Below are 19,564 nucleotides of genomic sequence, written 5' to 3'. Positions count from 1 at the left end.
TTATCAACGTTGTAAACGCTACCAGTTTATCCGATTTATTTGAATTGTCAGATTTCTATGTTGACCAAGATTTAGATTGGGTGTAAGATAACTGAAAATATAATTTGTATTAAAAATTCTTACAATCAAATATGCCTCGAAGCATCCCTTACATAGGAGATAAGGCATAGATATTTTTTTACAAACAGTTTTTAACTATCTAATGCGTTTCATCATTAAAAGGAGTGGTTAGGTTGGGAAGTCAATGGATATTCCTTGACGATAAATTTGTCAAGAAAGAGGATGCTGTAGTTTCAGTTTTTGATCATGGATTTTTATATGGAGATGGAGTATTTGAAGGCATTCGTGTTTATAGCGGAAACGTCTTTCGACTCGATGCCCACCTAAAAAGACTGTTCGAATCAGCACAATCCATTATGTTGAATATTCCTTATACAAAGGAAGAAATGACACAATTAATTGTCGATACGATTAGAAAAAATGAACTGGACAGCGCCTATATTCGTGTTGTTATCTCACGAGGTAAAGGAAACCTCGGACTGGACCCTTCCTCCTGCTCAAAGCCAAGCGTTATTATTATCGCTGAGGTACTAACCATGTATCCAAAGGAATTTTATGAAAATGGAATTAAAATTGCTTCGGTGCCCAGCAGAAGAAATCGCCCGGACGTCTTAAGTCCACAAATAAAATCATTAAACTATTTAAATAATATTCTTGTTAAATTAGAGGCCAACCAAGCTGGTGTCCAAGAAGCTTTAATGCTCAATGATCAAGGCTACGTAACAGAAGGTTCTGCAGATAATATATTCATCGTAAAAAATGGAGTAATTTTCACACCTCCTGTTTACTTAGGGGCGTTAGAAGGTATTACCCGAAACGCTATTATTGATGTAGCAAGGGCGAAAGGCTATGAGGTTAGAGAATCTCCTTTCACTCGGCACGATGTGTATGTTGCAGATGAAGTGTTCCTAACCGGAACAGCTGTTGAGGTCATTGCCGCGATAAGTGTCGATGGCCGCAAGATTAGTGATGGAAAGCCTGGAGTCATTACAAACGACCTTTTAGAGGAATTCAGAAAAATCGTAACAACGGACGGAGTGGCTTGTTACCCAGAATCTACAAACCACGCAGTTGTTAGTTAGGAGATAAAACAATGAGAAGCGATATGATTAAAAAGGGGATCGATCGAGCCCCCCACCGCAGCCTATTATACGCAACTGGGGTAACAGTGAAGGACCTAGACAAACCATTTATCGGGGTCTGCAACTCATTTATTGAAATTATCCCTGGACATAAACACCTTAATCATTTCGGTGAAATCGTAAAAGAAGCCATTCGAGAGGCTGGCGGAATTCCATTTGAATTCAACACCATTGGTGTTGATGACGGAATCGCAATGGGACATATCGGAATGAGATACTCCCTTCCAAGCCGTGAAATTATAGCTGATAGTGCAGAAACTGTCATTAATGCACATTGGTTCGATGGTGTTTTCTACATTCCGAACTGTGACAAAATTACACCAGGAATGTTAATGGCTGCAGTTAGAACCAACGTCCCTTCTGTCTTTGTATCAGGCGGGCCGATGGAAGCAGGTGTATCCTCTACCGGAAAGAATCTTTCTTTGACTTCTGTCTTCGAAGGTGTTGGAGCCTACCATAGCGGAAAAATGACTCAGCAGGAGCTGCTTGATATTGAAACTGCAGCATGCCCTACTTGCGGATCTTGTTCTGGAATGTTTACTGCAAACTCAATGAACTGTCTAATGGAAGTATTAGGAATGACGGTTCCGGGTAACGGAACAATCGTTGCAACATCTGAAGAAAGACATGAGTTAATTCGCCAAGCAGCGAAACACTTAGTTGAATTAGTAAAAAAAGATATTAAACCACGTGATATTATCACTCGTGAAGCAATAGACAATGCATTTGCTTTAGATATGGCTATGGGTGGATCGACAAACACCGTTCTTCATACCTTGGCTATCGCTCATGAAGCAGGCATTGAATATGATTTACGAGAAATTAATAAAATTGCTGAAAGAGTTCCATATTTAGCAAAAATTATGCCTGCGTCTGATTACTCTATGGATGATGTACATCGCGCTGGAGGAGTTAGTGCCATTCTTAATGAGTTATGTAAAGTGGAAGGAGCACTCCATCAAGATTGCTTAAGTATTACAGGAAAAACGCTTGCTGAAAATGTGAAGGATGCAACAATAACAAATGAAGCTGTCATTCGGACAAAAGATAATCCGTATAGCCCTGTTGGTGGACTATCCATCCTATACGGAAACATTGCACCAGATGGCGGAGTTATCAAAGTTGGAGCTGTAGATCCATCAATTAAAACCTTTTTAGGTGAGGCAATTGTTTTTGAATCACAAGATGAAGCTCAAGAAAACATTAATAATGGCACAGTAAAAGCTGGGCACGTCGTAGTTATTCGCTATGAAGGTCCAAAAGGCGGACCCGGAATGCCAGAAATGCTTGCCCCTACCTCCGCTATTATGGGTCGCGGTTTAGGTAAAGAAGTTGCTTTAATCACTGATGGACGCTTTTCAGGCGCAAGTCGAGGAATCTCCATCGGTCATATCTCACCGGAAGCAGCGGAAGGCGGACCTATTGCACTCGTTGAAAATGGTGACAAAATCCTAATTGATCTAGAAGCAAGATCTATCGAACTAATTATAGATGATGAGGAACTGGCAGAAAGACGCCGTCAATGGCAAAAGCCAGAACCAAAAATCAAAACCGGCTACCTAGCCAAATACGCAAAGTTAGTTACATCTGCCAACACTGGCGGGGTTATGAAAATTTAAAAAGAAAAGTGGAAGCGCCTTGCCCAGAGGCGACAGGCATAAGCCGAGCCGGCGAGAAGGTTGCTTTTTAACCTTCTTGATGGATTGGCTTATGACCCCGAGCCTCTAGGCGCTGGAACTAGACATTAAAAAAAATTGCTGCCGCTTTAACCTATTCAGGGTTTAGGCTCCCTTTTAATAGCCGAGGTTAAAGACCTATCAGTAGTTTTTGAAAAGTTTATAGTACAAATCGATGACGGGAATAAAGGAATAAGAACATGTATTTTCAGAGAGCTGGGGTTGCTGGAAGCCCAGTAATACACCTTATTCCGACATCATCCCTGAGTATTGAGCTGAACAGTCCTATCTAATTAGGCTCAATCGGGTGACCAGTATGGCACCTGTTACAAAAAGAAGCGGTTTTAGAATGTGTTAATCGCTTCAAGAGGCAGTATTCGTGAGAATGCTGTAAAACCGGGTGGTACCGAGAAATGGAAGGCCATTTCTCCCCGATCTATTCTGCTTTTCTTTTTTGACTGCAGTTTATTTGGGGAGATTATGGCCTTCTTTTATTTTGTTAGAAATCTTACCTTTTTGGTTTTTATCACCAAATTCAAATTTTTTGACAAATTCCGATATTTTTCAGGTATAATCCTAAATATATTTTCGAAAAATTAAAACATTTACAAGGAGGGGTACGAGGTGAAAGTAGAAGCAAAGCCGGACTCCCAAACAAGTACGGCATCAAAAACTGGTGCAGACCTGCTCATTGACTTATTAATTAATGAAGAAGTAGATACCATTTTTGGGTATCCAGGTGGTGCCGTTCTGCCAATATACGATGCAATTTATCGTGCAAGAGGCAAAATCAATCATGTCCTTTTCCGTCATGAGCAAGGAAGTATTCACGCTGCTGAAGGGTATGCCCGCATTACTGGAAAAGCCGGTGTCGTATTAGCGACTTCGGGACCTGGCGCAACCAACTTGGTTACCGGAATTACAGATGCAATGATGGATTCTTTACCACTAGTGATTTTCACCGGTCAGGTTGCACGAAGTGTCATTGGAACAGATGCATTCCAGGAAGCGGATGTTATGGCTATAACAACACCCATCACCAAACATAATTACCAGGTACAAGACATTTCAGACTTACCAAGGATTGTAAAAGAAGCCTTTCATATCGCTTCGACGGGCCGTCCAGGTCCAGTGTTAATTGATATTCCAAAGGATATCTCTGCTGGAGAATTATCTAAGGTGCCTGAAGTAGGAACGATTCATCTTCCGGGTTACCAGCCGACAACAAAACCAAATCCGCTGCAAATCAAAAAACTTGCTGACGCGATTGCAAAGTCAAAAAAGCCGGTCATTCTTGCAGGTGCTGGCATTCTTCACGGAAAAGCATCAAAAGAATTAACCGCTTTTGCAGAAAAGCATAGGATTCCAGTTACAACCACCCTTCTTGGTCTTGGGACTTTCCCAGCAGCCAGCCCTCTCTCTCTTGGAATGGCCGGCATGCACGGAACGTACACAGCTAACATGTCATTGTACGAAGCAGATTTACTTATTAATATCGGTGCCCGCTTTGATGACCGACTCACCGGGAACTTAAAGCACTTTGCTCCAAATGCGAAGGTTGCTCATATTGATATCGATCCTGCTGAAATTGGTAAAAATGTTCCAACTCAAATTCCAATTGTTTCAGATTCAAAAGAAGCATTAGTTGAACTAATGAATCAGACAACGGAATCACCAGATTCTGAGGATTGGTTAGAAACATTAACGAAGCTAAAAGAAGAATACCCATTATGGTATAAGCATGATCCAAACGGAATGTCACCGCAATGGCTGATTGAAGCCATTCATAAAGTAACCAATGGTGAAGCCGTTGTTACGACAGACGTTGGTCAGCACCAAATGTGGGCAGCACAATATTACAATTTTGATAAACCTCATCGCTGGGTAACTTCTGGCGGACTTGGAACAATGGGCTTCGGGTTCCCTGCAGCAATTGGAGCACAAATGGCTTCTCCGGACAGCACAGTAGTAGCCATTGTCGGTGACGCTGGTTTCCAGATGACGTTACAGGAATTATCCGTCATTTATGAACAGAATCTTCCTGTCAAAATCATTATCGTTAATAACGGTGCCCTAGGTATGGTTAGACAATGGCAGGAATTATTACACGGCAACCGTATTTCGGAGTCCATCCTTCAAACGCAGCCTAACTTTGTGAAGCTTGCTGAAAGCTATTCAATTAAAGGCTTAAAGATTGAGAGCCAAGAAGAATTAATTACAAAGCTTCCTGAAGTATTTGCTTATGACGGTCCTGTTTTAATGGATTGCCGAGTGCTTCAGCAGGAAAAAGTATTCCCAATGATTGCTCCTGGCAAAGGTATACACGAAATGATTGGGGTGAAACCTTCATGAAACGGATTATTTCCTTAACCGTTCAGGATCGAAGCGGTGTCTTAAATCGAGTCACTGGTCTATTACTAAGACGACAATTTAATATTTCAAGTATCTCAGTTGGTCCAACTGAAACGGAAGGGATATCAAAAATGACCCTAGTCGTTGAAGTCGAGGATGAACAGCGGCTTGAACAAGTTACAAAACAACTAAACAAGCAAATTGATGTTTTAAAGGTTTCGGATATTACCGATAAAGCCATTGTCGCACGTGAACTTGCTTTAATTAAAGTAGCGGGCAGTTCACAGCTTCGCAGTGAGATCAACGGTATTATCGATCCATTCCGTGCATTGATCATTGATGTAAGCAAAGAAAGCTTAACGATTCAGATTACAGGGCGCCCAGATAAAATTGACGCATTGATTGATCTGCTTCGTCCATATGGAATTAAAGAGATTGCTAGAACAGGACTAACCGCCTTCTTGCGCGGACATCAACCACAGGTTAACGAGTTAACTACCTACTCTCAAATAAAATAAACATTTTCGAAGGGATGATTATAATGGCAAAAGTATTATATAACGGAGATATTCAAGAGGCAGTATTACAAGGGAAAAAGATTGCAGTAATTGGTTATGGTTCACAAGGTCATGCACATGCATTAAACCTAAAGGAAAGCGGATTTGACGTTGTTGTTGGTTTACGTGAAGGAAAATCTTGGGATAAAGCAGTTGAAGATGGAGTTGCAGTTACATCTGTTGCTGAAGCAACTGCACAAGCTGAAGTTATCATGGTTTTACTTCCAGATGAAATGCAGCCTAAAGTATATGAAGAAAGCATTAAACCAAACCTTGAAGCTGGTAACTCATTAGTATTTGCCCATGGCTTCAACGTTCATTTTACACAAATCGTTCCTCCTGCTGATGTTGACGTATTCTTAGTTGCTCCTAAAGGTCCAGGGCACTTAGTACGTCGTACGTATACAGAAGGCGCTGGTGTTCCAGCACTTTACGCAGTATACCAAGACTATACAGGTCAAGCACGTGAACTTGCTCTTGCTTATGCGAAAGGAATCGGTTCTGCTCGTGCAGGTGTATTGGAAACTTCTTTCCAAGAAGAAACAGAAACAGATCTATTCGGAGAGCAGGCAGTTCTTTGCGGCGGTACTACAGCCCTTATCAAAGCTGGTTTCGAAACTCTTGTTGAAGCTGGATATCAGCCAGAAGTTGCTTACTTCGAGTGTTTACATGAATTGAAATTAATCGTTGACCTTCTATATGAAGGAGGATTAGAAAACATGCGTTATTCAATCTCTGATACTGCACAATGGGGAGATTTCGTTTCTGGACCACGTGTTGTTAACGAAGATACAAAAGCACGCATGAAAGAAGTATTAAAAGATATCCAAACTGGTGCATTTGCGAAGGGCTGGATCTTGGAGAACCAAGCAAACCGTCCACAATTTAACGCAATTAACAACAGTGAAAACAATCACCAGATTGAAGTGGTTGGCCGTGAGCTTCGTGCCTTAATGCCATTTATTAAAAACCCTGTAAACCAAAAGAAAGAAGTGGTGGTAAATGGTTCACGTTAACATCTTTGACACGACACTACGTGATGGTGAACAATCTCCTGGGGTAAATTTAAATCAGCTTGAAAAACTAGAAATCGCTAGACAACTAGAAAAGTTTGGCGTGAATATTATGGAGGCCGGATTTCCGGCTTCCTCCCAAGGGGATTTCGAGGCAGTAAGAGCAATTGCCAGGGCGATTAAAAATAGTTCTGTTACTGGACTGGCAAGAGCAACCAAATCGGACATTGACATTGCGTGGGACGCATTAAAAGATGCTGCAGAACCAAGGTTGCATGTTTTTCTTGCAACCTCCCCTATTCATATGAAATATAAGTTGTTTAAAACACCTGAGGAAGTCATTCAAACCTCTGTCGATATGGTAGCCTATGCAAAACAAAGATTCCCTCATATCGAATGGTCAGCAGAAGATGCTTCTCGTTCTGATCTAGATTTTCTTGTCAAGATCATTACGAAGGTCATCGATGCCGGAGCAACCGTCATTAACCTTCCTGACACTGTAGGGTATGCAACTCCATCAGAATATGGTTACATGTTCCGTTATATCAGAGAAAATGTTCCAAATATCCACAAGGCTTCGTTATCTTGCCATTGTCATGATGATTTAGGGATGGCCGTTGCCAATTCACTTGCAGCAATTGAAAACGGAGTTACCCAAGTCGAAGGAACGATTAATGGTATTGGCGAGCGTGCAGGAAATGCCTCACTTGAAGAAGTAGCTGTTGCTTTAAATATTAGAAAAGATAAGTACCCTTATACTACGAACCTTGTTTTAAAAGAAATCAAGCGTACCAGTGACTTAGTCAGCCGCTTTACAGGAATGATTGTTCCTGGAAATAAAGCGGTCGTAGGAAAGAATGCCTTCGCCCATGAGTCGGGAATTCATCAAGATGGTGTATTAAAAAACACCTTAACCTATGAAATTATTACTCCTGAAATGGTTGGGATTCAATCAAATGATTTAGTTCTCGGTAAACATTCAGGACGTCATGCATTTAAGGATAAAATTGAAAATATGGGCTTCACATTATCAGCTGAAAAGCTTCAAGAAGCATTCACAGCTTTTAAACAGCTCACCGACCGGAAAAAGGAAGTAACCGATGAAGATTTGTTTACCATTTTAACAGACATCCAAACTGCCGTTGCTGATGTTAAAAAATATGAGCTTTTGGCTTTCCAGGTCCATTATGGTTCTGCCAACCTCCCTACTGCAACAGTAGCACTCCACACCCCAGAAGGTGTTCGAGTGGAAACTGCCCGTACGGGTTCAGGCAGCGTTGAAGCTCTAATGAATACTTTGGAAGCTCTAATTAAAGAAGAAATTCATCTTACTGATTATAAATTAAATTCAGTTGGTCAAGGGCGAGACGCATTGGCCGAAGTACATGTAAAAATGACGGTCGATGGTGCACAAGTAAGCGGCCGTGGATCGGCTCAGGACGTATTAGAAGCTTCGGCTAAAGCGTTCTTGAACACTGTAAATCGAGTGTTTTTTAACCAAAAAGCTGTTGTGCAAGTTTAAAAGTCTTTCTGAGGCGATGTAAAAAATGATGAGGAGGTTGCTTCGAATGAAAAAACGTATTGTCTTACTACCTGGTGATGGGATTGGCAAGGAAGTTATTAATTCTGCGAAAGACGTTTTGAATGCAATTGCAGATGAGTTTAATCATAGTTTTACCTTCGAAACCCATGAAATCGGAGGGGCAGCCATTGACCAATACGGCACTCCGCTGCCAGAATCAACAGTTGAAGCTTGTAAGCAGGCAGACGCTGTATTATTAGGTGCAGTTGGCGGCCCTAAATGGGATAACAACCCCTCCCATTTACGCCCTGAAAGAGGATTACTTGGTATTCGAAAAGCACTTGATTTATTTGCAAATTTAAGACCAATTAAAGGATTTAAAAATTTACTGCATGCTTCCCCTCTTAAAGAGGAAATTGTTGCAGGTAGTGATTTATTAATCGTTCGCGAGCTGACAGGCGGGATTTACTTTGGTACCCCAAGTGAAAGACGCGACAACGGTCAAACAGTGGTTGATACACTTGCTTACACGCGTAAAGAGATTGAAAGAATCGTAGACAAAGCATACCAAGCAGCACAAGGACGGCGTGGACACCTAACCTCTGTTGATAAAGCAAACGTCTTAGAGTCAAGTAAGATGTGGCGCGAAATTGTCGAAGAGAAAAAAGCTCAGTATCCAGATGTTACTGTTGAGCATGTCCTGGTTGATGCAGCTGCAATGAAACTGATTACAAACCCTACAAAGTTCGATGTTATTGTTACTGAGAACATGTTCGGTGATATTCTTAGTGATGAAGCCTCTGTTCTAACAGGTTCATTGGGAATGCTTGCTTCAGCTAGCTTGAGTGAAGATGGTGTTGGTTTATATGAACCTGTTCATGGTTCAGCACCGGATATTGCCGGCAAAGGGATTGCCAATCCAACTGCAATGATTTTATCAACTGCATTAATGCTGCGCTACTCTTTCCAATTAAACGATGAGGCGAAATTAATCGAAGATGCCGTTCAGTCGATTTTGGATAGTGGAGTCCATACAGCAGATCTTCATATTCCTGAAGGCAGACAAGTGGGCACAGATGAAATGACTCGTCTAATTGTTGATTATATTAAGTCGCAAAACGCTTCTAAATGTATCATGAGCTGTTACGTATAAAATATAACGGGGCGATTAAGAAGCCGTCGGGCTCGAGCAGTCCGGCGGCTTCTCCCCTACCTATAAGTTTTCTATCGCTGATATTTGTTTTGTCGCCGATATATTTGATTTAGCGCTGATATAGCGGATTAATCTCCAGTATATTTGGTTGAATAGTTTTTAACTAAATCTATGAACGTGAGGAAGGACATTATGCAAAAACCAAAAAATATTATCCAAAAGGTTTGGGACCAGCATGTTGTATATCAAGAAGAAGGAAAACCAGATTTACTCTATATTGATTTGCACCTTGTTCATGAAGTAACCTCTCCTCAGGCATTTGAAGGATTACGAATGAACGGACGCAAAGTGCGCCGGCCGGATCTTACGTATGCAACGATGGATCACAATGTTTCTACACGTGACAGGAATGTTATTAAAGACCCTGTCTCGAAGAAACAAATTGATACATTAAAAGAAAACTGTCAGGAATTTGGTGTCGAGCTTTCCGATCGTCAGCACCCAGACAATGGGATTGTTCACGTTATTGGTCCTGAGCTTGGTCTGACACAACCTGGTAAGACGATTGTTTGTGGTGATAGTCATACTTCTACACATGGTGCGTTTGGTGCTCTAGCATTCGGAATTGGGACAAGTGAAGTGGAGCATGTCCTAGCGACACAAACACTTTGGCAAGCACCTCCAAAAACAATGAATGTAAAAGTAAATGGAAAGCTTGGAACTGGCGTAACTGCAAAGGATTTAATCTTAGCGATTATCGGTAAATTCGGCGTTCAATTTGGAACTGGCTATGTAATGGAATATACAGGTGAAGCGATCCGCTCCCTTTCAATGGAAGAGCGTATGACCGTATGTAATATGTCCATTGAGGCTGGTGCAAGAGCAGGTTTAATTTCTCCTGATGAAACGACTTTTGAATATATGAAAGGCCGCCGTCATGTTCCAAAAGATGAGGCCTTCGAAGAAGCAGTGGCAAAATGGCGTTCCCTTGCTACAGATGAAGGTGCCAACTATGATGCGGTGGTTGAAATTGAGGCATCTGAAGTGGAACCACAAGTCACTTGGGGAACAAATCCAGGTATGTGTATTCCGATTACGGCTTCTGTTCCAAATCCAGAAGATGAAGAAAAAGCTAATAAAAAAGATGAAATTTCCCGAGCGCTTCAATATATGGGCCTTGAAGCCGGCCAGCCGATTTCAAATGTAGAGATTGACCATGTTTTTATCGGTTCATGTACAAATTCTCGCATAAGTGATTTACGCAAAGCAGCAGACGTAATTCGTGGGCACAAAGTTAATCCTAAGGTAAAAGCAATTGTTGTTCCTGGATCTTTTAGTGTTAAACTTGCTGCTGAAAAAGAAGGTATTGATCAAATCTTTAAAGAAGCAGGTTTTGAATGGCGTGAAGCTGGCTGCAGTATGTGTCTGGCCATGAACGATGACATTGTTCCTCCAGGCGGACGCTGTGCTTCCACTTCTAACCGAAATTTTGAAGGTCGTCAAGGAAACGGTTCACGTACCCACCTTGTCAGCCCTGAAATGGCAGCAGCTGCCGCTATTGCAGGCCATTTCGTAGATGTTCGTCAGTTCACAGCTCAGGAGGTATTATAATGGAACCGTTACGCATTCATTCAGGAATCGTTTGCCCGTTAAATCGGAGTAATGTTGATACAGACCAGATAATTCCAAAGCAATTCCTTAAAAGAATTGAACGAAGCGGTTTTGGTCAATTTTTATTTTATCACTGGCGCTTTGATGACGAAGGTAACCTTCGTAAGGATTTTACGATGAATCACCCTAAATATCAGGATGCCTCTATTTTGGTAGCAGGTGAAAACTTTGGCTGCGGCTCCTCTCGTGAACATGCCCCATGGGCGATTCAAGATTTTGGTTTCAAGGTTATTATTGCCCAAAGCTATGCAGACATTTTTAAAAATAACTGCGTCAAGAATGGGATTCTTACAATTGTAGCGAGTGAAGAACAAGTTCAAACTATTATGCGTAATGCTGAAACGGAAGGCTACGCGCTGACTGTGAATCTCGAAGACCAAGTGGTTACCGATAATCAGGGGTTGGAGTTTTCATTTGATATTGCTCCGTATCCTAAGGAAATGCTGCTAAATGGTTGGGATGAGATTGGTGTTACTTTAAACTATGAAGATAAGATTTCTCAGTATGAGTTAGCACATAAATAAAACGATGAGCTTGGATATCCAAGCTCATTTTCTATTGTCTTGGTGCCAATAATATCACCAAAACACCTATTAAACATATTCCGCCGCCGATCCAGTCATATAAATCTGGAGTCTTTTTATCGATGCCCCATCCCCACAAGAGTGAAAGCACAATGAATACTCCCCCGTATGCAGCATAAACTCGTCCAAATGATGGAAAGGCCTGAAAGGTTGCTATTACGCCATACAAGGCCAACACGACTCCGCCAATTAGTCCCCAGAAGGATGGCTTCCCCTCCCGCAGACATTGCCAGATCAAGTACCCTCCTCCTATTTCTGCTAGTCCTGCTAGAATAAACAATACTGTTGCTTGAATCATTACCATCACTTCCTTTTGACTTTGATTACCTTTTACCTTTGAAAGTCGTTCTTAAGGTAATCTGGTTCGGCTTCTGATTACCGTTTTACCTTAAAGGTCACTCCTGAGGGAATCAGATTCGGCTTCTGATTACCGTTTTACCTTAAAAGTCACTCCTGAGGGAATCAGATTCGGCTTCTGATTACCGTTTTACCTTAAAAGTCACTTCAGCGGTAATCAGAGAACTGCCCCGATCTAATTTGATACAGCCGCTCGGTATAAAAAAGTTTACATATCATAGTGTTAATAATAGACATGTTAAGGAGTGGTGTTATTTGCTTAAACTAGTGTTCATTATTCTACTCATACTTCTCTCCATAACTATACTCTTCTTAATCTTAACAAATAATAAGCAGCAAATGATTCAGACCTATTCAATTTCGACATTTATGGGAGCAAGTACTGATAATGAAATTCTGGAACCTAAACAAACTATCATTGAAAAAATTAATTATTTTTTCAATGATAGTAATGATGATGATAATGACATAGACTATGGTGGCGATGACCCAGGAGAGTAGCAAAATGCTGAATCGGAAATATCGATTAAGCATTTTTATTTTCTAACTAAGTTCATTTATGTAGTTGTTAAATTCCTTTTTAAATAAATATGATTCCTCTAGGAATGGATAATGATTGCTATTATTAAAAACAACTAGCTTTGAATCAGGTATTAATTCATTCATTTCTAATGAGTATGGCAGTGGGCATTGAACATCATATTTTCCACACAAAATTAACGTTGGGGTTGAAATGAGCGTTAATTTTTTTGTAACATCAAAAATTTGAATTTCTCGGCTAAAAAAATTCAGCCGGGAAGCGGATATTTTCTTCCTTATGTTTAAATTAAAGAACTCATCATATCCCTCCGGATTATGTAATGATAATTTTGTTCGTTCACCTGAAAGCTTGTTTCTTTCTTCCAAAGATAAATCTGAACGTTTCAACACTTCCATCAATTCTTGCATTCTTTTGTACTTTGGATGATTTTTATTATAAATACAACCTGAGGAAAATGTCGAATATTCTCTAGCCGCTGCACCGACAATAACATTAAATTTCAGGCTGCTTGAATAAAAGATTCCATAAATGACTCCTAACATTCCTCCGGTAGAATGACCAGCAAACCCCCACTTTTCATATCCTAATGTTTCACGAATTGCTTCTAAGTCAAAAATGGTTTCTAGCATACTAAGTTGATAGGGTTCTATTGCCTTTACTGAATTCCCTGCTTCACGTAAGTTCACTAAATAAACTTTGTGTGTCTTTGTAAAAGTTTCAGCAAAATAATCTCCCGTCACATTAAATTCAGAATAATGATGGGTAACACAGATAGGTTCCCCCTCACCTTTCGTAAATATCTCAAAAGTTCCGCGCTCAGTGCTAACAAGCATTTGATTCCAGCTTTTCATTATGTTTTCCCCTTATATATTGTATTGGAATAAAGCCACTTCAATATTCGATATACATATCCATCTTTCCTCCTTCTTTTAAATTTCAGGAATGAATAAAGCTACCAAGTTTGATAATAAGTAACAAAAAGAAAGGGAGGGATTTATATGGATGGAAAATATAATACGAACGATGATGCAAGTCAGGAAATGAAAAAGGCGCTAAGCAAAACTACTCCTAGGAAGAACCCAAATATGAGCGAAGCCGAGTATAAGATGAAATACCAAGGGAAGAAAAGCTGACTTAATAACAGATAAGCATGTTTTCATATTGTTGAAGGACAAGCCCTTTTAATATTTCATTGGTTCTGTCCTTCATAACACCGATGAAGGACAAATGTTTATAATTTCCCATTAGTTCTGTCCTTCATAACACCGATGAAGGACAAATCTTTATAATATTCCATTGGTTCTGTCCTTCATAACACCGATGAAGGACAAATCTTTATAATATTCCATTGGTTTTGTCCTTCATAACACCGATGAAGGACAAATCTTTATAATATTCCATTGGTTCTGTCCTTCATAACACCGATGAAGGACAAATCTTTATAATATTCCATTGGTTTTGTCCTTCATAACACCGATGAAGGACAAATCTTTATAATATTCCATTGGTTTTGTCCTTCATAACACCGATGAAGGACAAATCTTTATAATATCCCATTGGTTTTGTCCTTCATTACACTGATCAAGGACAAGACTTAATCCAAATGGAATACTATATCAAGACCAGTTGGTTTGCCCTTGAAATAGTCATGATATTCTTTAAATACTAGCTTAAGCCCAGAAGTATCATCTGGAATGGGTGGAGATACAATATAATTTTGTCGGAAGTGTCCTTCAGAGCCGCTTCCACTATCTTGTCGGCATTCGTAATTTTCTCCTAAACTTAGCTCGAGAAATGGGTGATGACTCATGTGCCGCAGGTGGTGACGGTCATCTATATCTTCCGCTCTTTCTTCCCAATCAATATTTAATTGGACAACGCTGGCATTCTCGAATTGTCGAATAAAAGTGATCGTGTACAACTTATCATTTTTTTCAACCGATTTTAGGATTGGTAAATGCTTGATAAAATTCTCAGGCTCAACTCCAGGTTTAAATTCTTCTTCCATTCTTAATGTCGAAAATATCGAATTTAATACATCCTCATACTGATTGTACTTTATTGCCCATTCCTCAATTTGTTCTGACGGGGGAAATCCTGGATTATAGTTAGATACATCCTTTCTCTCCTTCAGTAATGCACAAATTTGCTCATCTATTGAAAGGATACGTTTATCATAATGTTCTGTTGGTCGTTCAAAGGGCATTCGTTTCATACTAACTCCTCTACTTTTATAATTTTATAGTTATGTCCTCATTTCTGTTACTCAGGGTTTCACTCTATTTATTCTTTTTACTTTTTGCTTCTGCCTTCACCTTGTTTTCTGTAACCCGAAATTTGACGATTTCACTAATTATTTCATATGGTAACGGTTTGTCTTTAGGAAACTGGACGGCTCCTTTTGAACATTTATATTGTGATAATTCCTGTTTAAAAGACTCGATCCCACTAGGGGCTGGATAGAATCCAATGTGATTTTTATTGGCTGCGAAATGTACTAGATTTCCATGTAAGTAAAAAGTCGGCATTTGATAACTTATCTTTTCTACTGCCTCTGGTGCTGACTCCTTGATCACATCCCTTAACTTTTGTAGTATTGCTTGCACTTCAATGGGAAATTGAATGATGTATTCATCGATAGAATTAATTGTTTTTTTTGCTTCCATGGTTGTTCCTTCCTTATTGAAATTCATATTGATATATTTATAATTCTATCCAAAATCTCTTTATAATGTTTCCATCTTCTTCAATAAAGTCGGTATCTGGTATTCCTCCATTATAAATTATCGTTTTAATGGAACCTGTATTCTCTTCATCACATACAACAAGGGCTTTTCGTATCCCTAACTCTCTTGCTTTTTCAAGAGACAATGACAATAATTTGGTCGCAAAACCTTTCCTTCTCTCTGACGGGCGAATACCATAACCAATATGTCCTCCACGATTTAAAAGAAAAGGTGTTAATTGATGTCTTATATTTACAGCACCAATTATTCTTTTGTCTTGGTTTATTAACCAAAACGTTGAATCAGGCACCCAGCCTTCTGGCAGATTACGTCCTTGCTCATTACCCTTTAGAAATTGGACCATTGCCTCAAAGTCCGATGGATCCTTTTGAATAACCCATGGGACCATATCTTCTTTGCTTTCTACCCATTCGTTATAGAATGCGAGATATTCATTCTTTAACTCCACAGTTGGTTTAATTAATGATAAGTGATGGTTTGATTCCAGTAACAATCTTTCATATGTTATAGTTTCTTTCTCTATTTTCAAAAGAAACACATCCGGATTTCGTAAGTTTCTCCAATTTTCAAAGCCGAATTGATGGTGATAATGATTTAAAAGTAAGGACAGTAAGTTTCCATGTGTGACAATGATGGTATTTAGCTCTTCACTTTGTAGAACTTCATCCATTACTTTTATGATTCGCTTCTTTGCTTCATTACTAGACTCTCCGCCCTCAAATTTCAAATCAAAATCATCAAAGGTGGCTTCTAGTTTTTTAAGCCAATCAGAAAGATTTTTGGAACTAAGTACACGTTCTGTTAATAGCTCGTTAGTTTCAAGCTCAAGATTCATTCTTTTTGCAAGTGGCTCTACGCTTTGCACAGCACGCTTATATGGACTGGAAATAATGCGATCAATCGGAACCCCTCTAAAGAATTCAGATAAATGGTTAGCTTGCTTGTAACCATTGTCTGTTAATGCTGATTCCGCCGGCTGCCCTTCAGCCTCACAATGCCTGATAAGATAAATTTTCTTCATAATGTTTTCGCCCCTATTCTTCAAATGTTTTTCTAAACCCGTAAAATGGCCGATATCCCTGAGCCTCATAAAATGTATGAGAGGTACTTGAAGCAAGAAGTTCCATTCGAGTACTTGGATATTGAGCATGAACGTATCGGAGTAACTCTCTGCCAATACCCGTACCACGGTACTTTTTATCAATTAGCAATTCACAAATATATAGAGTGATACGCGTGTCGGTGAAACCTCTAATATATCCAACTATTCCTTCATCTTCTGCTTCCACAACAAACGAAACATTTGAATTTTTCCATGCTTCTTTTGTATCTTCGTTCTTTTCTACTAAGTTACTCCAGCCCTCTTCCTCGTTTAACTCTTGAATTCTATTAAAATCACTCTCTTGATACTTTCGGATATGTATGTGATTCATTGGTTAATCCCCCCTATTATAATACTGATAATACTTTAGATGAAAAATTCAAGATATCGACTATAATAATTTGTAAAAGATTCGAAAGGAAGTATTCTATGCTTAAAAAATTTACGGTAAAAACAAACACCCGTGATCAAATGATAGAAATCACCGATCAGGTTCAGGAATTCATTTCAGAAAATAACATTCAGGAAGGATCTGCTATTGTGTATTGTCCGCACACAACTGCAGGCATTACCATTAATGAAAATGCAGATCCGGATGTGAAACGCGACATGATTCGGCGCTTTGACGAAGTCTATCCATGGCACCACCAACTTGATCGCCATATGGAAGGCAATACCGCAGCCCATATGAAAGCTAGTACTGTCGGGGCTTCACAATATATTATTATTGCAAACGGACAACTGCTGTTAGGTACGTGGCAGGGTATCTATTTTTGCGAGTTTGACGGACCACGCACACGAACTTTTTACGTGAAAATACTCTAGCCTAAAATATATATAGCAGAAATAGTAAATTCTTTATTACATCGCTTTTTTCCTTCTTTTGTAAATGTCTCTTTTCTTAACTTTGTAGTTTAAATCTACTGATGAAAGGAAATATAGTAGGTAACATGAGAAACCGGACAAGTTCGGTTTTGCAAAGAAAGGGATTTACGAGAATGATTGTACTAGAACGGAAACAAAACTATTCTTTGGTAACTCAGAATGACCACGCAAAAATTGCTGGCGTTATTGCCCGAAATTGCAAAGGGGAGTATTTCTTTGATGATAATCATACCCAAGAAATACTCCTTGCAATCGAAGAACATGACCGAGGCTGGATTGAGTTGGATTCGTCTCCGGTATGGAATGATCAAACCGAGAAACCATACTCTTTTATTGATTACCCACTATCACTCAAAATTACTTTTTATAAAAAGGGATTAGATGAGGTAGAAAAAATGAGCAAGTACGCAGGGTTATTATGCAGCTTGCACTATACCTCGTTCATTCAGAATCCTAGCGAGCCAGCTGTCAGGGAATTTTGGAAAGAAGAAAAGCAAAGACAGGAAAGGCTTTCAAAGGAATTACAATTAGCCGGTAATGAGCACAAACAAGAAACCCTGATGTACCACTTAGATCTATTAAAGTTTTGTGATTACCTATCCCTGTTTATCAGTCTAAATGAACCTGGCGATAATAAAGGGATCCACCCTTTTTTTCGCAATGGATTTCCACAGTTATTTTCCTTTGTTACGGAACAACCAATTGTCGCTCATTGGGAAAACCAAGAAAGTGTTTCGCTTTCCTTCTCCCCTTTGAAAGGTGAAATGGAAGTAGAATTGCCCTTTAGAGCTGTAAGCAAAGAACAAATTGAGAAAAATGGCGTTTTACAAGCATACAAAGATACCCCTGTTTCTATTAGGAAGATAGTTTTTAAATAAATTTCAAAAATGCTTTACTCCATTATGGAGTAAAGCATTTCTCATAGGTTGTCTAATATATTTTGATTTTGTGGATTTTCGCTAAAGATTAATACATCATCAACTGGTTCGTAGGATTCCCCATAAAAATGTCGATCCTTATAGGTATGTATCTTATCATACGTTTTTCTCATCGCTTCAAAAATTTGCTCTTCAGACTCGTTATTTGGTGCCCAATAGAGGATTTCCATTTTATTAAGCTCATTAGTAGCTAACGATCTTCTTTCGTAACCAACAGAATTTGCGTGTTCAAAGCCCTCTCGCTTATAAAAATGAAGCCTTTTTTCGCTATCGCTGTCTTCATAGTTCACTGGTTCAACTTCGAGGATAATGGGCTTTCCTTTATGTTTCATTTTTTCGATCAACTTATGACCAAGTCCCTGGCCACGGGCATTTCCTGAAACAAAAAGATAATCAATAAATACAAAATCATCCGATTCAGCATACATCAACACATGATTAGGTCCCTCATCTTTATGATAAATATCAGAACGCTCTTTTAGCAGTGTTTCCATATGCTCTCTCGATTTCATTTCCTCAACGGGAAAATACTGATTTAATTTCTCATACCAATGCATTGTTATACTCCTCTATATTAAGTCATAATGAGGAAAGTATGTGTAAAATTAACCCATTATATGTGGTATTTTTTAACGTTTTCGCACAATATGATACAATTGTCTTATTGGCTATTGAATGAGGAGTGTTTGAAGTTGACAACTGAAAAAGAGAAAATGCTGGCTGGTGAACTTTATAATCCAGCAGATCCTGAATTATTACAAGGACGTATAAATGCCCGAAGACTTACCAGATTATATAATCAAACGATTGAAACCGATGAGGAGCAAAGGACTATTCTATTAAAAGAACTATTCGGTTCAACTGGAAAAAGTCTTTATGTAGAACCAACATTCCGATGTGATTATGGGTACAACATCCATATTGGCGAGAATTTCTATGCTAATTTTGATTGTGTATTTTTAGATGTTTGTGAAATTCATATTGGTGATAACTGTTTTATTGCCCCTGGTGTACATATCTATACAGCAACCCATCCAATAAATCCAACTGAGAGAATTTCTGGAGCCGAATATGGAATTCCGGTTTATATCGGCCACAATGTCTGGATTGGCGGGAGCGCGGTCATTAATCCTGGGGTTAATATAGGCAATAATGTCGTTATCGCCTCTGGTGCAGTCGTGACGAAAGATGTACCAGACAATGTTGTCGTTGGCGGGAATCCAGCAAGGATTATTAAAGAAATTCAAATATAAAGAAAATGAAA

The 19,564-nt window shown here is 39.3% G+C and carries 21 protein-coding genes and 1 pseudogene; 14 read left to right on the top strand and 8 right to left on the bottom strand.

Features of this window, described 5'->3' with window-relative positions; all coding sequences use genetic code 11:
* The first annotated feature begins 233 nt into the window (after positions 1 to 233).
* The 9 genes from ilvE to leuD all read left to right on the top strand — a co-directional run bounded on the left by ilvE (position 234) and on the right by leuD (position 11,670).
* Positions 234 to 1,142 (top strand): branched-chain-amino-acid transaminase, encoded by a 909-nt coding sequence (gene ilvE / locus AC2TFD_RS05405; RefSeq protein WP_335513613.1) that lies wholly within the window; start codon positions 234 to 236, stop codon positions 1,140 to 1,142.
* A gap of 11 nt (positions 1,143 to 1,153) precedes the next feature.
* Positions 1,154 to 2,821, top strand: coding sequence for a dihydroxy-acid dehydratase (gene ilvD, locus AC2TFD_RS05400; RefSeq protein WP_335569097.1), 1,668 nt, complete (start codon positions 1,154 to 1,156; stop codon positions 2,819 to 2,821).
* Between the two features lie 681 nt (positions 2,822 to 3,502).
* Complete coding sequence (gene ilvB, locus AC2TFD_RS05395) at positions 3,503 to 5,230, top strand: acetolactate synthase large subunit (protein WP_484675189.1); 1,728 nt, start codon at positions 3,503 to 3,505, stop codon at positions 5,228 to 5,230.
* Entirely contained in the window at positions 5,227 to 5,748 is a 522-nt protein-coding gene (ilvN, locus tag AC2TFD_RS05390; protein WP_484675188.1) for an acetolactate synthase small subunit, read from the top strand. The genes ilvB and ilvN overlap by 4 nt, the downstream gene beginning before the upstream one ends.
* 23 nt (positions 5,749 to 5,771) lie before the next feature.
* Positions 5,772 to 6,803 (top strand): ketol-acid reductoisomerase, encoded by a 1,032-nt coding sequence (gene ilvC / locus AC2TFD_RS05385; protein ID WP_335513605.1) that lies wholly within the window; start codon positions 5,772 to 5,774, stop codon positions 6,801 to 6,803.
* A complete protein-coding gene (locus AC2TFD_RS05380; protein ID WP_484675187.1) occupies positions 6,790 to 8,322 on the top strand; it encodes a 2-isopropylmalate synthase in 1,533 nt (510 codons plus the stop codon). The genes ilvC and AC2TFD_RS05380 overlap by 14 nt, the downstream gene beginning before the upstream one ends.
* A gap of 46 nt (positions 8,323 to 8,368) precedes the next feature.
* Positions 8,369 to 9,475, top strand: a complete 1,107-nt coding sequence (leuB, locus tag AC2TFD_RS05375) for a 3-isopropylmalate dehydrogenase (protein WP_335513601.1) — start codon at positions 8,369 to 8,371, stop codon at positions 9,473 to 9,475.
* 192 nt (positions 9,476 to 9,667) lie between these two features.
* Positions 9,668 to 11,086, top strand: coding sequence for a 3-isopropylmalate dehydratase large subunit (gene leuC / locus AC2TFD_RS05370; protein WP_484675186.1), 1,419 nt, complete (start codon positions 9,668 to 9,670; stop codon positions 11,084 to 11,086).
* Positions 11,086 to 11,670 carry a 3-isopropylmalate dehydratase small subunit gene (leuD, locus tag AC2TFD_RS05365; RefSeq protein ID WP_335569094.1) on the top strand — a complete coding sequence of 195 codons (585 nt, stop codon included), beginning with the start codon at positions 11,086 to 11,088 and terminating at the stop codon, positions 11,668 to 11,670. The genes leuC and leuD overlap by 1 nt, the downstream gene beginning before the upstream one ends.
* A gap of 31 nt (positions 11,671 to 11,701) precedes the next feature.
* On the opposite strand, the gene AC2TFD_RS05360 is transcribed toward leuD, so the two are convergent.
* On the bottom strand, positions 11,702 to 12,028 hold the full coding sequence (locus tag AC2TFD_RS05360; protein ID WP_484675185.1) for a YnfA family protein: 327 nt from the start codon (positions 12,026 to 12,028) through the stop codon (positions 11,702 to 11,704).
* Between the two features lie 314 nt (positions 12,029 to 12,342).
* On the opposite strand from AC2TFD_RS05360, the gene AC2TFD_RS05355 reads away from it, so the two are divergent.
* Positions 12,343 to 12,588 (top strand): hypothetical protein, encoded by a 246-nt coding sequence (locus AC2TFD_RS05355; RefSeq protein WP_484675184.1) that lies wholly within the window; start codon positions 12,343 to 12,345, stop codon positions 12,586 to 12,588.
* Between the two features lie 42 nt (positions 12,589 to 12,630).
* Here the strand turns inward: AC2TFD_RS05355 and AC2TFD_RS05350 are convergent, their stop codons facing one another.
* Positions 12,631 to 13,479 carry an alpha/beta fold hydrolase gene (locus AC2TFD_RS05350; RefSeq protein ID WP_484675183.1) on the bottom strand — a complete coding sequence of 283 codons (849 nt, stop codon included), beginning with the start codon at positions 13,477 to 13,479 and terminating at the stop codon, positions 12,631 to 12,633.
* A gap of 147 nt (positions 13,480 to 13,626) precedes the next feature.
* Here AC2TFD_RS05350 and AC2TFD_RS05345 point away from each other — a divergent pair, with 147 nt between their 5' ends.
* On the top strand, positions 13,627 to 13,761 hold the full coding sequence (locus tag AC2TFD_RS05345) for a hypothetical protein (protein WP_335569092.1): 135 nt from the start codon (positions 13,627 to 13,629) through the stop codon (positions 13,759 to 13,761).
* Between the two features lie 461 nt (positions 13,762 to 14,222).
* Here AC2TFD_RS05345 and AC2TFD_RS05340 read toward each other — a convergent pair whose 3' ends face one another.
* From AC2TFD_RS05340 to AC2TFD_RS05320, 5 genes and pseudogenes are all read right to left on the bottom strand, one after another.
* Entirely contained in the window at positions 14,223 to 14,843 is a 621-nt protein-coding gene (locus tag AC2TFD_RS05340; protein ID WP_335513587.1) for a hypothetical protein, read from the bottom strand.
* 64 nt (positions 14,844 to 14,907) lie between these two features.
* Entirely contained in the window at positions 14,908 to 15,294 is a 387-nt protein-coding gene (locus tag AC2TFD_RS05335) for an iron chaperone (protein ID WP_335513585.1), read from the bottom strand.
* A 37-nt stretch (positions 15,295 to 15,331) separates the two neighbouring features.
* Positions 15,332 to 15,862: a GNAT family N-acetyltransferase gene (locus tag AC2TFD_RS05330; RefSeq protein WP_484676272.1), complete on the bottom strand. Its 531-nt coding sequence runs from the start codon at positions 15,860 to 15,862 to the stop codon at positions 15,332 to 15,334.
* A 27-nt stretch (positions 15,863 to 15,889) separates the two neighbouring features.
* Positions 15,890 to 16,396: pseudogene (locus AC2TFD_RS05325) on the bottom strand (histidine phosphatase family protein); the annotation flags it as partial.
* 13 nt (positions 16,397 to 16,409) lie between these two features.
* A complete protein-coding gene (locus tag AC2TFD_RS05320) occupies positions 16,410 to 16,808 on the bottom strand; it encodes a GNAT family N-acetyltransferase (RefSeq protein WP_335569090.1) in 399 nt (132 codons plus the stop codon).
* A 98-nt stretch (positions 16,809 to 16,906) separates the two neighbouring features.
* On the opposite strand from AC2TFD_RS05320, the gene AC2TFD_RS05315 reads away from it, so the two are divergent.
* Both AC2TFD_RS05315 and AC2TFD_RS05310 read left to right on the top strand, forming a co-directional pair.
* Positions 16,907 to 17,302 carry a secondary thiamine-phosphate synthase enzyme YjbQ gene (locus tag AC2TFD_RS05315; protein WP_335569089.1) on the top strand — a complete coding sequence of 132 codons (396 nt, stop codon included), beginning with the start codon at positions 16,907 to 16,909 and terminating at the stop codon, positions 17,300 to 17,302.
* Positions 17,303 to 17,475: 173 nt separating this feature from the next.
* On the top strand, positions 17,476 to 18,240 hold the full coding sequence (locus tag AC2TFD_RS05310) for a DUF3891 family protein (protein ID WP_484675182.1): 765 nt from the start codon (positions 17,476 to 17,478) through the stop codon (positions 18,238 to 18,240).
* Between the two features lie 41 nt (positions 18,241 to 18,281).
* Here AC2TFD_RS05310 and AC2TFD_RS05305 read toward each other — a convergent pair whose 3' ends face one another.
* Positions 18,282 to 18,857, bottom strand: a complete 576-nt coding sequence (locus tag AC2TFD_RS05305; RefSeq protein ID WP_335515135.1) for a GNAT family N-acetyltransferase — start codon at positions 18,855 to 18,857, stop codon at positions 18,282 to 18,284.
* A 135-nt stretch (positions 18,858 to 18,992) separates the two neighbouring features.
* Here AC2TFD_RS05305 and AC2TFD_RS05300 point away from each other — a divergent pair, with 135 nt between their 5' ends.
* Positions 18,993 to 19,553, top strand: a complete 561-nt coding sequence (locus AC2TFD_RS05300) for a maltose acetyltransferase domain-containing protein (RefSeq protein ID WP_335515132.1) — start codon at positions 18,993 to 18,995, stop codon at positions 19,551 to 19,553.
* Positions 19,554 to 19,564 lie beyond the last annotated feature (11 nt).

Source organism: Neobacillus sp. plas4 (genome assembly GCF_057221695.1).
This window is presented reverse-complemented; position numbering and strand designations above follow the sequence as displayed.

What these genes read in the sequence shown, in the direction of transcription:
- leuB (WP_335513601.1), top strand. Translation starts at nt 8,369, where the DNA reads ATGAAAAAACGTATTGTCTTACTACCTGGTGATGGGATTGGCAAGGAA.
- AC2TFD_RS05350 (WP_484675183.1), bottom strand. Translation starts at nt 13,479, where the DNA reads ATGAAAAGCTGGAATCAAATGCTTGTTAGCACTGAGCGCGGAACTTTT.
- AC2TFD_RS05315 (WP_335569089.1), top strand. Translation starts at nt 16,907, where the DNA reads ATGCTTAAAAAATTTACGGTAAAAACAAACACCCGTGATCAAATGATA.
- ilvD (WP_335569097.1), top strand. Translation starts at nt 1,154, where the DNA reads ATGAGAAGCGATATGATTAAAAAGGGGATCGATCGAGCCCCCCACCGC.
- AC2TFD_RS05380 (WP_484675187.1), top strand. Translation starts at nt 6,790, where the DNA reads ATGGTTCACGTTAACATCTTTGACACGACACTACGTGATGGTGAACAA.
- ilvC (WP_335513605.1), top strand. Translation starts at nt 5,772, where the DNA reads ATGGCAAAAGTATTATATAACGGAGATATTCAAGAGGCAGTATTACAA.
- AC2TFD_RS05345 (WP_335569092.1), top strand. Translation starts at nt 13,627, where the DNA reads ATGGATGGAAAATATAATACGAACGATGATGCAAGTCAGGAAATGAAA.
- AC2TFD_RS05360 (WP_484675185.1), bottom strand. Translation starts at nt 12,028, where the DNA reads ATGATTCAAGCAACAGTATTGTTTATTCTAGCAGGACTAGCAGAAATA.
- ilvN (WP_484675188.1), top strand. Translation starts at nt 5,227, where the DNA reads ATGAAACGGATTATTTCCTTAACCGTTCAGGATCGAAGCGGTGTCTTA.
- AC2TFD_RS05305 (WP_335515135.1), bottom strand. Translation starts at nt 18,857, where the DNA reads ATGCATTGGTATGAGAAATTAAATCAGTATTTTCCCGTTGAGGAAATG.
- AC2TFD_RS05320 (WP_335569090.1), bottom strand. Translation starts at nt 16,808, where the DNA reads ATGAATCACATACATATCCGAAAGTATCAAGAGAGTGATTTTAATAGA.
- AC2TFD_RS05340 (WP_335513587.1), bottom strand. Translation starts at nt 14,843, where the DNA reads ATGAAACGAATGCCCTTTGAACGACCAACAGAACATTATGATAAACGT.
- AC2TFD_RS05310 (WP_484675182.1), top strand. Translation starts at nt 17,476, where the DNA reads ATGATTGTACTAGAACGGAAACAAAACTATTCTTTGGTAACTCAGAAT.
- leuC (WP_484675186.1), top strand. Translation starts at nt 9,668, where the DNA reads ATGCAAAAACCAAAAAATATTATCCAAAAGGTTTGGGACCAGCATGTT.
- leuD (WP_335569094.1), top strand. Translation starts at nt 11,086, where the DNA reads ATGGAACCGTTACGCATTCATTCAGGAATCGTTTGCCCGTTAAATCGG.
- AC2TFD_RS05335 (WP_335513585.1), bottom strand. Translation starts at nt 15,294, where the DNA reads ATGGAAGCAAAAAAAACAATTAATTCTATCGATGAATACATCATTCAA.